10 protein-coding genes are annotated in these 14,133 nt (G+C 51.6%); 5 read left to right on the top strand and 5 right to left on the bottom strand.

What is annotated here, in order from left to right; translation table 11 throughout:
• Positions 1 to 75: 75 nt before the first annotated feature.
• Positions 76 to 1,599, bottom strand: a complete 1,524-nt coding sequence (gene ppx, locus AB3Y96_RS16110) for an exopolyphosphatase (RefSeq protein ID WP_072307049.1) — start codon at positions 1,597 to 1,599, stop codon at positions 76 to 78.
• A 24-nt stretch (positions 1,600 to 1,623) separates the two neighbouring features.
• On the bottom strand, positions 1,624 to 3,690 hold the full coding sequence (ppk1, locus tag AB3Y96_RS16105) for a polyphosphate kinase 1 (RefSeq protein WP_367299681.1): 2,067 nt from the start codon (positions 3,688 to 3,690) through the stop codon (positions 1,624 to 1,626).
• A 217-nt stretch (positions 3,691 to 3,907) separates the two neighbouring features.
• Between ppk1 and AB3Y96_RS16100 the strand changes: the two genes are divergently transcribed.
• The 3 genes from AB3Y96_RS16100 to pstB are packed head-to-tail and all read left to right on the top strand — an operon-like array spanning position 3,908 to position 8,617.
• Positions 3,908 to 6,097: an ABC transporter permease subunit gene (locus AB3Y96_RS16100; protein ID WP_367299680.1), complete on the top strand. Its 2,190-nt coding sequence runs from the start codon at positions 3,908 to 3,910 to the stop codon at positions 6,095 to 6,097.
• A 41-nt stretch (positions 6,098 to 6,138) separates the two neighbouring features.
• Positions 6,139 to 7,779 (top strand): phosphate ABC transporter permease PstA, encoded by a 1,641-nt coding sequence (pstA, locus tag AB3Y96_RS16095; protein WP_072307053.1) that lies wholly within the window; start codon positions 6,139 to 6,141, stop codon positions 7,777 to 7,779.
• Positions 7,780 to 7,804: 25 nt separating this feature from the next.
• The gene (pstB, locus tag AB3Y96_RS16090) at positions 7,805 to 8,617 is read left to right on the top strand and encodes a phosphate ABC transporter ATP-binding protein PstB (RefSeq protein ID WP_367299679.1); all 813 of its coding nucleotides are present in this window, start codon (positions 7,805 to 7,807) and stop codon (positions 8,615 to 8,617) included.
• 586 nt (positions 8,618 to 9,203) lie between these two features.
• Here pstB and speG read toward each other — a convergent pair.
• From speG to purM, 3 genes are all read right to left on the bottom strand, one after another.
• Complete coding sequence (gene speG, locus AB3Y96_RS16085) at positions 9,204 to 9,761, bottom strand: spermidine N1-acetyltransferase (protein ID WP_025797434.1); 558 nt, start codon at positions 9,759 to 9,761, stop codon at positions 9,204 to 9,206.
• A 161-nt stretch (positions 9,762 to 9,922) separates the two neighbouring features.
• Complete coding sequence (gene purN / locus AB3Y96_RS16080; RefSeq protein WP_367299678.1) at positions 9,923 to 10,561, bottom strand: phosphoribosylglycinamide formyltransferase; 639 nt, start codon at positions 10,559 to 10,561, stop codon at positions 9,923 to 9,925.
• Between the two features lie 12 nt (positions 10,562 to 10,573).
• Positions 10,574 to 11,614, bottom strand: a complete 1,041-nt coding sequence (gene purM, locus AB3Y96_RS16075) for a phosphoribosylformylglycinamidine cyclo-ligase (protein WP_046450189.1) — start codon at positions 11,612 to 11,614, stop codon at positions 10,574 to 10,576.
• Positions 11,615 to 11,929: 315 nt separating this feature from the next.
• Here purM and upp point away from each other — a divergent pair, with 315 nt between their 5' ends.
• Positions 11,930 to 12,556 carry a uracil phosphoribosyltransferase gene (gene upp / locus AB3Y96_RS16070; protein ID WP_025797438.1) on the top strand — a complete coding sequence of 209 codons (627 nt, stop codon included), beginning with the start codon at positions 11,930 to 11,932 and terminating at the stop codon, positions 12,554 to 12,556.
• A 250-nt stretch (positions 12,557 to 12,806) separates the two neighbouring features.
• Positions 12,807 to 14,099 (top strand): uracil permease, encoded by a 1,293-nt coding sequence (gene uraA, locus AB3Y96_RS16065; protein WP_367299677.1) that lies wholly within the window; start codon positions 12,807 to 12,809, stop codon positions 14,097 to 14,099.
• Positions 14,100 to 14,133 lie beyond the last annotated feature (34 nt).

Below are 14,133 nucleotides of genomic sequence, written 5' to 3'. Positions count from 1 at the left end.
AGGGCGATATTGAGGCTGTGGTCTAATAAAAATCAATACAGCGAAACTCGCTCTATCAAAAGTTTGAATCCTTCTTTACAGCTGTTCTTCTACCAGTAAACTCCAGCCTTCAACGTCTTTCCAGTATGACTGCTCTTTTTCCACATCGAGCTGTACGAGGTTATTTTGTTGCAGATAACCCCGTGGAAAACGCAGGATCCAATGAAAACCGTTGGTTTCGAGCTCCAGCGATTCTGGCGTAGTGGTGGATTGGCGCTGATTATTCAGCAACGCCGCCAAGCGCAGGATTTGGATCAGCGGGATATACTGTTTTTTCTTAAACAACGTTAAGCGTGGTAGCTCATCCAGCTTTACACCTTTACGGTGGAAACGGACTAGCGTTGCCAGCAACAGTTGCTGCTCCTGATTAAATCCCGGTAGGTTGGTGTTTTGCAGGATGTAGGCTGAATGGCGGTGCATGCCGCTGTGGTTGATGCTCAAACCAACCTCATGCAGCATGGCGGCCCAATTGAGCAACGCCTCTAGCTGTGGGTGAACCAGTTTGCTGTTCTGAGCCATCCATTGAGCGTAAAGCTGCTGTACCGTGCTCAGTACGCGATAGGCTTGTTCGTGATCGATATTATAGTGTTCCGCTAGGCTACGCGCGGTTCGGCTGCGAATATCCTGATGGCGGAAACGTCCTTCCATCTCATAGAGCACGCCTTCACGCAGTGCGCCATCCGATAGCCGTAGCTGTTTAATCGCCAGTGCATCAAACACGCCGCAAAGAATCGACAGCCCAGGCACAAACACTGCCTGACGATCTTCCGAAAGCCCCGGTAAGGCTAATTCGTTGAAACGCTTGTACTTAAGCACTTCATTACGCAGCAGTTCAAGACGCTCCGCCGTGATGAGGCCATCTTTTTCACCCAGTGCAATCAACACTTCATGGGCGGCTTTGATCGAGCCAGACGCACCGAGCGCAGCCTGCCAGCCTTGGATTCGATACTGCCACGCCATATTTTCCAGTTTCTGCGCTGCCGCTAAACGAGCACGCTGGAAGTTATCTTTGCTGATTTCACCGTTAGGGAAGAATTGGCGAGCGAAACTCACGCAGCCCATACGGCGGCTTTCGACCAGCAGCGGATCGAAGTCTTCACCGATAACCATTTCAGTAGAGCCGCCGCCGATGTCGATCACCAGCTTGCGGCCTTTTTCTGGCTGCGTGTGCGCCACGCCCATAAAAATGAGTCGCGCTTCTTCGTGACCCGAGATGATCTCAATCGGATACGGAATTACTTTCGCAGCACGTTTGAGAAACTCTTCGGCGTTGGCGGCTTGACGCAGCGAATGCGTGCCGACGATACAGACGTTTTCTTCGGGAAATCCTTGTAAACGTTCAGCAAACAGAGCGAGGCAGGCAACGCCGCGCTCCATGGCTTCTTCGCTGAGCATATTATTGCTATCAAGGCCATCGGCCAGATGGACTCGTTGCTTCAGACGTCCCAGAACCTGAAGCGCGCCGTTCACGATGCGGGCAATAACCATATGGAAACTGTTAGAGCCCAGATCGATTGCAGCAATTTCCTGCGGTTTATTATTGGAATGATTTAGCGGCATAAGCGGCCTATAAGTCTGTAATTGTTATTGGTTATCAGGCTGTTCAAGGGCCTTGAGGTAATCATAAATCGCTAACTGAGATCGTACCTTGCGGCGATTTCCGCGCGGAACATAACGGTTGCTGAGATCTTTATCAAGATACCGCGCCTTAACGGTGTCACAGAATTGCAGTTCGAGCAGATCTAACACGCGCTGGCGCAGCGTTGGATCGAGCAGCGAAACGGCAACTTCGATGCGATAGTCAATATTGCGGGTCATCCAGTCAGCAGAGGAGAGATAAACCAGCGGATCGCCATGGTTCTCAAACACATAGACGCGTGCATGTTCTAAGAATCGATCGACGATGCTGGTGATCTGAATGTTATCGCTAACGCCCGGGATGTTAGGCACCAGCGAGCACATGCCACGCACCAGAAGGCGGATTTTGACCCCGGCTGAAGAGGCGGTATATAAGCGATCAACCAAGCCTTTATCCACCAAGTTATTCAGCTTCAGGGTGATCCCTGCGGTGAGCCCGGCCTGTGCGCTGGTAATTTCCTGATCGATGAGCTGATACAACATACGGCGCGAGTTTTGTGGTGACACCATCAGGTGTTCAAAGCTAACCGGGCGGTATGGGTTTTCAATGAAATTGAACACCCGTCGCACTTCGTTGGTGATACGCGCATCGGCGGTGAGCAGCGAATAGTCTGTATAGACGCGCGCGGTTTTTTCGTTGAAGTTACCGGTGCCGATATGTGCATAGCGCACGATGCTGTCGCCTTCTTTACGCGAAATCAGGAACAGTTTGGCGTGAATCTTCAGCCCCGGAGCTGAGAAGATCACATGCACGCCGGCTTCGGTTAAACGCTTCGCCCAGTGGATGTTGGCTTCTTCGTCGAAACGCGCCTGTAGCTCAACCACCACGGTGACTTTTTTACCGTTGTGCGCCGCGTGGATCATCGATTCGATGATGCGAGAATCTTTAGCCACGCGGTAGATATTAATTTTTATCGCTAGCACGCTTGGGTCAAAGGACGCCTGACGCAGCAGCTCGAGCACGTGCTCGAACGTGTGATACGGGTAGTAGAGCAGCACGTCGTGATCGCGAATGGCGTCAAAGCCGTTGCGGAATTTATCAAACCAGATATGACGCAGGCGCGGCAGGGGTTTATTCACTAAGTGGGCGTTGCCCACGTTAGGGAATTTGATGAAATCTTTGAAATTGTGGTAGCGACCGCCCGCGATGACGGAATCGTAGGAGGAGATACCAAGTTTCTGGCGCAACAATTCGACCAATTCATCAGGCATGTCACGCTGATAGACAAAGCGTACCGGCTCGGCGGTCAGGCGCTGTTTCAGGCTTGATGACATGAGTTCCATCAGGCTGGATTCCATCTCTGTGACCAGATCGTATTCAGCATCTCGGGTCATTTTCATGGAGTAGGCGTTCAAGGCATCGTAATCAAAGAAGCCTTTGAAGATATCATCCAGACAGTATCGCAGAATGTTATCAAATAAAATCATTGGCTTGCGGCGGCGAGGCGTTTCCGGTGGCAGAATGATGAAGCGTTCGACTTTATCCGACGGAATTTCCAACAGCGCGTAGCTAGTCTGATGACCACGAATAATCTCGACGGCTAAATAGGTATAGTCGTCTTTTAAGAATGAAACCAAATCGGTTTCATTGTTTATCAGGATCGGCGTGATGTGCTGGCGCAGGTGATTTTTAAAATATTGGCGCAGCCACACCTGCTGATTTTCTGAAAGCTGGCGTTCATTGATCAAGAAAATCTGATTACGCGCCATCTCCAGCAGCAGTTCGTTATATAAAGAATCGAACTCCTGATCGGTTTTCAGCACCTTGGCCTGAATTTTTTTGAGGAGGTGTCGTGAGGTGCCCGTCGAGCCTTGCTCTTCACTGATCAGAATGCGGCGTTTCAGATCGGCAAAGCGAACCTTGTAGAATTCATCCAGATTGCTGGAGTAGATCCCGAGAAAACGCATACGCTCAATGAGCGGATTGCTCTTGTCAGCGGCTTCCTGTAGAACACGTTCGTTAAATGACAACCAACTCAGTTCTTTATCGATATAGAGCTTTTCCTGACCCATTGTGACTCCAATACTAAACGGCGACGATATACCCGCCATGCTTGAATCTGTATCGTTCGATTCAATGATTTTGGGTATAGAAGTGGGAGTACCCAGTGTCTACCTTTATTATGGCGAGAAGTTGACGAGAAAGTCCAATGACCAAACAGTAATGTGGCGTTAACAATGTTGCCATATTATGCTACCTGCTTTTTGATGGCCTCTTAATGGAATATGCATGCAGCACACCACTCCAGCGTTAATAATGCGTGATAAGCGTCGAGCTTGGCGAGACCGCCTGACTCGCTACGTCGTGAGTGCGGGTGGAATGGTGGTTTTGGCTATGCTGATGCTGATTTTCGTGTATCTGCTCGTTGCGGTCTGGCCGCTGTTTAAACCGGCTAGCATCGGTAAGCCTCAGGCGCTTCTCTGGCCAAAAAATACGGCGGCACTTGCCGTTGGCGTTGACGCGACCCATCAAATGGCGTGGCGTATCGATGCGGATGGCAAAGGCATGTTTATTGCCCTGCAATCGCAGGGGAAGGATCTTCAGCCGCTCCAAGCGCGTCAATTCACCCCGTCAGCACCGAGCTCAGCCGCGTCGGTGAGCGGTGATCTTCCCACGACTGCGCTCGCTACCAGCGATGGTAAAATCCTATTGGTCAGCCCGCAGTTTCATCCGGTGGGGAAAACAGGCGATACCGGACATTTTGCGCCTGACTGGCTCTATCTGCGCGGCACCACGCCAGAAGCTTTCGATCCCCAACGCCAGCCGTTGCGCCAAATCAGCCTTGGCATGGTGCAAAAGCGGCCGGTTATTGCCGCCATTGCTCAGGACGGGCGACTGCTGCTCGGGCAGTCCACGCCAACGGGCTGGCAAGTGCATCCGATGGTGGTAAACACGCCGGTCACTCAGGTTCTACTTTCTCCCGATGCTCGCCGCCTGTTCGTGCTGAGCCCAACGCGCCTAACGGTGTTCACGATTAATGCGGCGCTTGAGGGGGTAGGGAAAACGCTCACGTTTGAACAGCAAAAAATGGTGGCGATGACGCTTTTACCCGGTGCAAGTTCGCTGCTGTTACAAAACAGTCAAGGACAGATAAGCCAGTGGTTTGATGTGGAACGCAATGGCGAGCGGGAGCTGACTCAGATCCGTCGCTATCAGCCAGCGATAGCCAATAGCCTGATGGTTCATGAACCGTACCGTCGCGTGTTTGCTGCAATCGCGCCCACGGGGGAGCTCGCCATTTATGCTTCATTACGCGAGAACGCGGTTTTACGGGCATCGATAAAGTCTGGAGTGAAAACGGCGTGGTTTGATCCGCAGGGGAAAGGGTTACTGGCTGAAACAGCTCAGGGGACGTTTTGGTATCCATTGAGTAATGACTACCCTGAAATCAGCTGGCAAACCTTGCTGAAGCCAACGTGGTTTGAGAACCATTCAGCCCCAGATTATGTGTGGCAAAGCACCTCCGGCAGCGATAACTATCAGGCCAAATATAGTCTGTGGCCGGTGATTTTTGGCACCCTGAAAGCGGCATTTTACGCGCTGCTGTTTGCAACGCCGCTGGCCGTTGCCGGCGCTATGTATACCGCATGCTTTATGTCACCCCGCCAGCGAAGCGTGGTGAAACCCGCGATTGAAATGATCGGCGCATTTCCTACCGTAGTGATTGGCTTAGTCGCCGCGATTTGGTTGGCGCCGATCATCGAAAATCATCTTTTAGCATTGCTCGCGCTACCGATTCTCGTCCCTCTCATTATTGTGACCAGCGCTGCGCTGTGGACGCGAGTTTTCCCCAAGTGGGCGCAGCGTTCAGGCTATCGCTTCGATGTTTGTCTTTTGCTGCCGGTGCTCGCAGGGCTATTGGCGCTGTGGTTTATGTTTGCCCCGCACCTTGAGATTTTGCTGTGGGGAATGCCGCTGCATGAGCGTTTAGGCGATGGTTACGATCAGCGTAATACGCTGGTGGTAGCGATAGCGCTTGGCTTTGCATTAGTTCCGGTGATTTTCTCGCTGGCAGAAGATGCGCTGTTTAGCGTGCCTGCTTCGTTGGCGCAAGGTTCGTTGGCCCTAGGCGCTACTCAGTGGCAAACCATGATGAGAGTACTTTTGCCGAGCGCCAGCGCTGGGATCTTCTCGGCGCTGATGATTGGGCTTGGGCGCGCCGTGGGAGAAACCATGATTGTCTTGATGGCAACGGGAAATACGCCGCTGTTGGATAACACGCCGTTCCAAGGGCTGCGGGCACTCGCCGCCAATATTGCGATTGAAATGCCGGAAGCGGTGGTGGGCAGCGCACACTATCGCGTGCTGTTTTTAACAGCGCTGGTGTTGTTTATGTTTACCTTTGTGGTGAATACCTTAGCTGAAACGGTGCGCTTAAAACTGCGTACGCGCTATAGCGCTGAGCGAGAGGGATTATGAGTCATCAGCAAATTGCTCAAGCGCCGAATCAGCCGCAAGGGATGCGTCGATGGTTTCATAGCGGGCGGCCTTGGATTTGGCTCAGCGCGGGCGCGGTCACGATCAGCCTATTGGCGTTGTTGGGCTTGATTGTGCTGCTTGCAGGTCAGGGGATGCGCTATTTCTGGCCGCATTCGGTCTATGAATTTGAACTCAACAACGGCCAGCGAATTATTGGCGAACGCTATGCGATAAATCAGATCCCACGCCAGCAACTGCTGGACGCGGGCATCAAGCTTGCGCCGGATGCACCAGCAACGCTGCCGCGCTATCTCATCAAAACGGGCAACCGTGAATGGCAAAACCAAGATTTTATTACCCTGTTGGCGCAGGATATTCACCATACGCGGAAACCTAAAGATCTGTTGGTGCTTGAACGCGAGCATAACGGGAATGCCTATGGATATCTGGTCGGCCTGCTAGAAAACGGCCAGCCGCTGGTGGGGCGTCAAGTGGTGCGCGATCTTCAGAGCAGCATTGAGCGCACGCGTGGGCTGACTCAGAAGATCGCGCATTTGCGTCAGCATCAGCTGTCGGCGATCAGCGCACAGTTTGAAAAAATGCGTTTAAGTCAGCGCCAAGCCGAGATGAAGGGGACGTGGAACGATCGTTTACAGGCTCAGATTCGCGCCGAACGGCTGGAGTTGGAGCGTAAGCATCAGCAATTAATGATCCGCTTGGATGCGCTTGAGCATGATCAAAAAAGCGATAGCTTGCTGCTACGTGATATGAACGGCGTTCAGCGAGAAATTCCCGTTTATGAAATTCATGACGCATGGATGCCTAATGCGATGAGCTCCGGCGATAAAGTTCGACACTGGGCAAAACAGATTAAAAAATTCATGGCGGATAACCCACGTGAATCCAACACGGAAGGCGGCGTTTTTCCGGCGCTTTTTGGCACCATGCTGATGGTGATACTGATGTCGGTGATCGTGATGCCATTAGGCGTGATTGCGGCGGTGTATCTGCACGAATACGCGCGTAAAAACTGGTTTACCCGCTTGATTCGTATCGCAGTGGTGAACTTGGCGGGCGTGCCGTCGATTGTATATGGGATCTTCGGTTTGGGCTTCTTCGTCTATGTGCTGGGTGGATCCATCGATCAGCTATTTTTCAGCGAGGCGTTGCCCAACCCGACATTTGGAACGCCGGGGCTGCTTTGGGCATCGCTGACGCTCGCGCTGCTGACGTTGCCGGTGGTGATTGTTTCCACCGAAGAGGGGCTAGCACGTATCCCCGCGTCATTGCGGCAGGGGTCACTGGCGCTAGGTGCAACCAAGGCGGAAACACTGCGGCGGGTGGTTTTGCCACTGGCGGTGCCCGCCATGCTGACCGGATTGATCTTGGCGATTGCACGTGCGGCGGGTGAAACGGCACCGTTAATGCTGGTTGGCGTGGTGAAGTCTGTGCCTGAATTACCGATTGATGCCGTATTCCCTTATTTGCATTTGGATAGAAAATTCATGCACTTGGGTTTCCAAGTTTATGATGGGGCGTTACAAAGCCCTAACGTGGAGGCCGCACGTCCGTTGGTCTTTGCGACCGCATTTTTGCTGGTGACGCTGGTGGTGGGGCTAAATTTGGCCGCGATGTCGATTCGTCATTACCTGCGTGAGAAATATCGCGCGCTGTCGCTCTAGTTATTTTTTCTGAGGAGTCCTGCCCGTGGGTTTAACCGCACCGGAAATATTGCCCCTGCTGGATGTGCATAACTTGCCGCCAGAGCAAACGGCATTAGCGACGCAAAATTTAAATCTGTTTTACGGCACGAAGCAGGTGCTGTTTGACGTGAATCTGTCGCTGCCAAAGAATCGTGTTACGGCGCTTATTGGGCCTTCCGGCTGTGGAAAGTCAACGCTACTGCGCTGTTTTAACCGTATGAACGATTTGGTTGAGCAGTGCCGCGTTGAGGGGGAGGTGAGCGTCAATGGGAGCCGTGTGAGCGGCGACGATATTGACGTTGCCTCCCTTCGCCGCCGCGTTGGAATGGTATTCCAACGGCCCAATCCGTTTCCGAAATCTATCTATGAAAACGTGGTGTACGGCCTGCGTTTAAACGGCGTACGCGATCGACGAATACTGGATGAAACTGTAGAGCGGGCGCTGCGCCAGGCTGCGCTTTGGCATGAGGTGAAAGGGCGTTTGAGCGATAACGCCTTTAAATTATCCAGCGGCCAGCAGCAGCGTTTGGTGATTGCCCGTGCGATTGCGATTGAGCCAGAGGTATTGTTGCTCGATGAACCCACGTCTGCACTGGATCCTATTTCCACGTTGACCATTGAAGAGTTGATTGTTGGACTCAAAGAAAATTACAGCGTGGTGTTGGTCACTCATAACATGCAGCAGGCAGCACGCGTGTCAGATTACACCGCGTTTATCCATCAGGGGGAAGTGGTGGAATACGCCGATACCGATACGTTGTTCACCTCGCCAAGGCAGAAGAAGACGGAAGATTATATTACGGGGAGGTATGGGTGATTGATGTAATAGATGTGGTGAAAGGTTACGTCCGCCTAAAATACCGAGTCCGACATATACATTGTGCTGGCGTCCGTGTTAGGGGGCCAATCGCCGCCCCCTAACAACCCGGCTTGGCACCGTTCTTCAGCCTGCTTCGCAGGTTCCCTCATTTCGTCATTCCGGCTTTAACGGAACGAACGGCAATCGCCATCCTGGCTCCTCCGTTCTTTCGCCGACGTCCCTGTCGGCGAATCCTAGCCTGCATTCCTCTATTCGGCTGAAAAACAACGTGCCGGAAAAGGTCAAACCCAAAAGACAAAAACTCTATCTGTTTTTTAGTTTAAGTCGTGGCATTTAGAGCAGTGAAAACAGGATGTTTTCACGAGGGGAGGAGGCGCCAGGGATGGCGCATGCCGACCCGGCGCGGAGATGGCGTCTCGGATAAAAGCGCGAGGATTGAAGGGGCGCGCGCTGGCGCCCCTCATCGGTCGCCTTCGATTTAGCTATATGTGATAGCTGTTATTGATAGGCGTACGAAACCTTACACCAAGGCCACATAAACACTTGGCGAACGAAACCTTACATTAAGGCTCCGCGCCCTAACCTACATTGAATTTGGATTCACCGGCGGCGTAGGGGATTTATATTTCGCCAAATAATCCGGCTGGAAAATACACATACGGATCGCGTTGCGGTATTCGCCGTTGATGAAGAATTCGTGGATCAGCTCGCCTTCGATTTTGAATCCTAGCTTGCTGTAAATATGAATCGCCTTTTGGTTTTCTTTATCGACGATTAAATACAGCTTGTAGAGATTGAGCACCGAAAAACCATGATCCAACGCCAACTGTGCCGCTTTGCTGGCATAACCGTGGCCTTGATGGGCTGGGTCGATGATAATTTGGAATTCGGCGCGGCGGTGAATATGGTCAATCTCAACCAGTTCGACTAAGCCAATTTTGACCCCGTCGTGTTCAACCACGAAGCGACGTTCGCTCTGATCGTGAATGTGTTTGTCATACAGCTCAGAGAGTTCTACAAAGGCAATATAAGGTTCTTCAAACCAATAACGCATGATGCTGGCGTTATTGTCGAGTTGATGAACGAACGTCAAGTCTTCCCGTTCCAGGGGGCGCAGTCTGACGTTGTTGTCGCTGGACATGTTGATTCCTCTCACTGTCATAAGTTTCAGCTGAATAGCCGATGTAGTGAATACTACAGACTGTATTATACCCAAAATAATTCAAGTTGCTTGAAGGCGGCAAATACAAAAATCCCCAGCCAAGGCTAGGGATTTTGTTTATTGCGACGGTGAGGCGTCGTTTAATCTGGCGCGTACCCTTGTGGGGGTAAACGAATGCCGTCTAACCACGCAGCATCGTCTTTAGCCTTTAAGCGTCCATCAATAAACCAGCTTATAACCAGCGGGTAGATGGAATGCTCTTGCACCTGAACGCGCTCGATAATTTCATCTTCGCTGTCATGTTCGAAAATCGGAACTTTGGCCTGCAGAACAACCGGCCCGCCGTCAAGTTCATCAGTGACAAAGTGCACCGAGGTGCCATGCTCTTCATCACCGTTGCTCAGCGCCTGCTGGTGCGTGTGTAATCCCGGATATTTGGGCAGCAGAGAAGGGTGGATATTGAGCATCCGCCCTTGGTAATGCTGAACAAAACGCGGAGATAAAATACGCATGTAGCCCGCTAAAACCACTAAATCAGGCTGATAGCCGTCGATCTCTTGCATTAATGCCAGATCAAAAGCATCGCGGTCGGCATAGGATTTGGGGTCTAGACAGTGCGTGGGAATAGCGTCCTGTGCCGCACGTTCAAGCCCATAAGCGTTTGCTTTATTGCTGAACACGGCGTTGATGCGTCCACGAATGCGCCCATGGCTACAGGCGTCAATTAACGCCTGTAGATTGCTACCGTTGCCGGAAATTAAAACGACGATGTTTTTCATTGGCTCAGTCGCTTATGCGTTGATCACAACGCGTTCGTCAGTATTTGACGCCGCGATTGCACCAATTTTCCATGCTTTTTCGCCGTGGGCGTTCATGAGCGCAATCGCAGCATCAACCTCTGAAGCTGGCAGTGCGATGATCATGCCTACGCCGCAGTTGAAGGTGCGATACATTTCGTGCCGGCTAACGTTGCCCGCCTGCTGCAGCCAGTTAAAGACCGATGGCCACTGCCAGCTGGATTCATCGATAACGGCCTGCGTGCCCTCTGGCAGTACGCGCGGAATGTTTTCCCAGAAACCGCCGCCGGTGAGGTGGGCGATCGCGTGGATGTCGTGTTCTTCAATCAGCTTAAGAATAGATTTTACGTAGATCTTAGTGGGTGCCAGTAGATGGTCTGCCAGCGGTTTGCCATCCAGCTCTTCTTTGAGCGGATCGGTATGGCTGACTTCCAAAATCTTGCGCACCAGTGAATAGCCGTTGGAGTGCGGGCCGCTTGCGCCCAGCGCGATGAGTACATCGCCCGCTTGAACCTTGCTGCCGTCAATAATTTCGGATTTTTCAACCACGCCGACGCAGAAGCCTGCAACGTCGTAATCTTCACCGTGATACATACCCGGCATTTCAGCGGTTTCACCACCGACTAATGCGCAGCCTGACTGCTTGCAGCCTTCGGCAATGCCGGTGATAACGCTGGCTGCGGTGTCTACGTCTAATTTTCCGGTCGCATAATAATCGAGGAAGAACAGTGGTTCAGCGCCTTGAACGACCAAGTCATTAACACACATCGCGACCAAATCAATACCGATAGTGTCGTGGCGTTTTAAATCCATCGCCAGACGTAATTTGGTGCCGACGCCGTCGGTGCCTGAAACCAGAATGGGTTCGCGATATTTTTGTGGTAGGGCACAAAGTGCGCCAAATCCACCCAGACCACCCATAACTTCCGGGCGGCGAGTTTCTTTTACCACGCCTTTAATGCGATCAACTAAGGCATTGCCAGCATCAATGTCTACACCTGCGTCTTTGTAACTGAGAGCGGTTTTGTCGGTCACTGCGAAAATCCCCATGGCGGTTAGGATGAGTTCTGATATCAGGAGTACAAAGGAACCGCTAGCTCAGTAACGGTGCGGCTTGCACTTGCATCGGATAACAGAACGCACACTGAAATATTCAAAAGCGCGGCAATTCTAACAGTCTAGGCAAACGTTTGCGAGCGGCTTGTGAAGGGGATCTGATTTTTTCCTGTAATCCGTGTAGATCTCATCTAAGCTGATCTGGATCATGATTTTAACGGTGGCGCGGAATTTAAAAGGCGTTATAATCTCGCGATTTTTTTTTGCGCTGACCGCAACCTGGGAGATGAAATGATGAAGATCGTCGAAGTAAAACACCCGCTCGTAAGACATAAACTGGGCTTGATGCGCGAGAACGATATTAGCACCAAACGTTTTCGTGAATTGGCATCAGAGGTCGGGAGTTTACTGACCTATGAAGCGACCGCAGACCTCGAAACAGAAAAAGTAACAATTGATGGTTGGTGTGGTCCTGTCGAAGTCGATCAGATCAAAGGTAAAAAAATCACCGTGGTTCCAATCCTGCGCGCAGGTTTGGGCATGATGGAAGGCGTGCTGGAACATGTTCCAAGCGCACGTATCAGCGTGGTTGGTGTTTATCGTGACGAAGAAACCCTGGAGCCAGTGCCTTACTTCCAGAAATTAGTTTCAAACATCGATGAACGTATGGCGCTGGTGGTTGACCCAATGCTGGCAACCGGTGGTTCTATGATTGCCACTATCGATCTGCTGAAAAAAGCCGGCTGCCACAGCATTAAAGTATTAGTACTGGTTGCTGCGCCAGAAGGTATTGCGGCGTTAGAAAAAGTGCACCCAGACGTTGAGCTGTACACCGCGTCTATCGATCAGGGCTTGAATGAGAAGGGGTACATCATTCCTGGCTTGGGCGATGCGGGCGATAAGATATTTGGTACGAAATAATAATTGAGCCGACTTGAGAGTCGGCTTTTTTTTGGTCTATACCCTCATGCCGATCGTTTAAGAGATACATGGGGCTAGCACACCGCGGGCGCTCAGGCAGCTAAAGCTGTTACGACCCCATCGGTGTGCTTCCCCTAAAATCATGCTTAAGTGACCAGCATTAGTCTATATCCGGCATTCTTAACGCGGGTAGACCAAGCTAAAAACACAACACCTGACTATTCAATAAAATCACTTAGAGGATAAAAACATGACTCGTCGCGTCATCGGAGTAAGCGAACGCCCACCGCTTTTGCAAACGATTCCGTTGAGCTTCCAGCATTTGTTCGCCATGTTTGGCGCAACGGTGCTGGTGCCTATTCTATTCAAGATAAACCCTGCGACGGTCTTGCTGTTTAACGGCATCGGTACGCTGCTGTATTTATTCATTTGTAAGGGAAAAATCCCGGCTTATTTAGGGTCTAGTTTTGCCTTTATTTCACCGGTTATGCTGCTGTTGCCCTTAGGTTATGAGCTGGCACTTGGTGGTTTTATTGTGTGCGGTGCCCTGTTCTGCTTAGTGGCGCTGATTGTGAAAAAAGCCGGTACAGGCTGGCTGGATGTGATGTTCCCACCGGCGGCGATGGGGGCGATTGTTGCGGTTATCGGACTTGAACTGGCAGGCGTTGCCGCGAATATGGCGGGATTGCTGCCAGCCAGCGGCGCATCGGTAGACACCACTACGATCACTATTTCGATGGTGACCTTAGGGGTAACCGTGCTGGGCTCGGTGCTGTTTCGCGGTTTTTTAGCGATTATCCCTATTTTAATCGGTGTGCTGGCAGGGTATGCGCTGTCATTTGCCATGGGCGTGGTGGATTTAACACCTATCCGTGAAGCTCACTGGTTTGCGTTACCGACTTTCTACACGCCGAAATTCGAGTGGTTTGCGATCCTAACTATTCTGCCTGCTGCGTTGGTGGTGATTGCCGAGCACGTGGGCCATCTGGTGGTGACGGCGAATATCGTGAAGAAAGATTTGCTGCGTGATCCTGGTTTGCATCGTTCGATGTTTGCGAATGGTTTGTCGACCATGTTCTCTGGGTTCTTCGGCTCAACGCCAAATACCACCTACGGCGAAAATATCGGCGTGATGGCGATTACCAAAGTGTATAGCACATGGGTAATTGGTGGCGCTGCGGTTTTGGCTATTCTGCTATCCTGCATTGGTAAACTGGCGGCGGCGATTCAGATGGTGCCCGTGCCGGTGATGGGCGGCGTTTCTCTGCTGTTGTACGGCGTAATCGGTGCATCGGGTATTCGCGTGCTGATCGAATCAAAAGTGGACTACAACAAAGCGCAGAACCTGATCCTGACGTCGATTATTTTGATTATTGGCGTGAGCGGCGCAACGATCCACATTGGTGCCGCCGAATTGAAAGGCATGGCATTGGCGACGATTGTCGGTATTGCCATGAGCCTGTTATTCAAAGTGATCAGCATGGTTCGTGGTGAAGAAGTGATCCTTGACGAAACGGACGAAGAGCAAACGCCCGCGCGTTAATCAGATCCTTAAGATCCTCGCTCAACAGCCGCCA

The sequence above is a fragment of the Hafnia alvei genome, assembly GCF_964063325.1.
GTDB classification, from domain to species: Bacteria; Pseudomonadota; Gammaproteobacteria; order Enterobacterales; family Enterobacteriaceae; genus Hafnia; species Hafnia alvei_B.
Note: the sequence above shows the minus strand (reverse complement) of the source record. Positions and strands in the feature narration are given on the sequence as shown.

Coding starts and splice junctions, on each gene's coding strand:
- speG (WP_025797434.1), bottom strand. CDS start 9,761: ATGTCCAGCGACAACAACGTCAGACTGCGCCCCCTGGAACGGGAAGAC.
- ppx (WP_072307049.1), bottom strand. CDS start 1,599: ATGCCGCTAAATCATTCCAATAATAAACCGCAGGAAATTGCTGCAATC.
- upp (WP_025797438.1), top strand. CDS start 11,930: ATGAAGATCGTCGAAGTAAAACACCCGCTCGTAAGACATAAACTGGGC.
- uraA (WP_367299677.1), top strand. CDS start 12,807: ATGACTCGTCGCGTCATCGGAGTAAGCGAACGCCCACCGCTTTTGCAA.
- ppk1 (WP_367299681.1), bottom strand. CDS start 3,690: ATGGGTCAGGAAAAGCTCTATATCGATAAAGAACTGAGTTGGTTGTCA.
- AB3Y96_RS16100 (WP_367299680.1), top strand. CDS start 3,908: ATGCAGCACACCACTCCAGCGTTAATAATGCGTGATAAGCGTCGAGCT.
- purN (WP_367299678.1), bottom strand. CDS start 10,561: ATGAAAAACATCGTCGTTTTAATTTCCGGCAACGGTAGCAATCTACAG.
- pstA (WP_072307053.1), top strand. CDS start 6,139: ATGCGTCGATGGTTTCATAGCGGGCGGCCTTGGATTTGGCTCAGCGCG.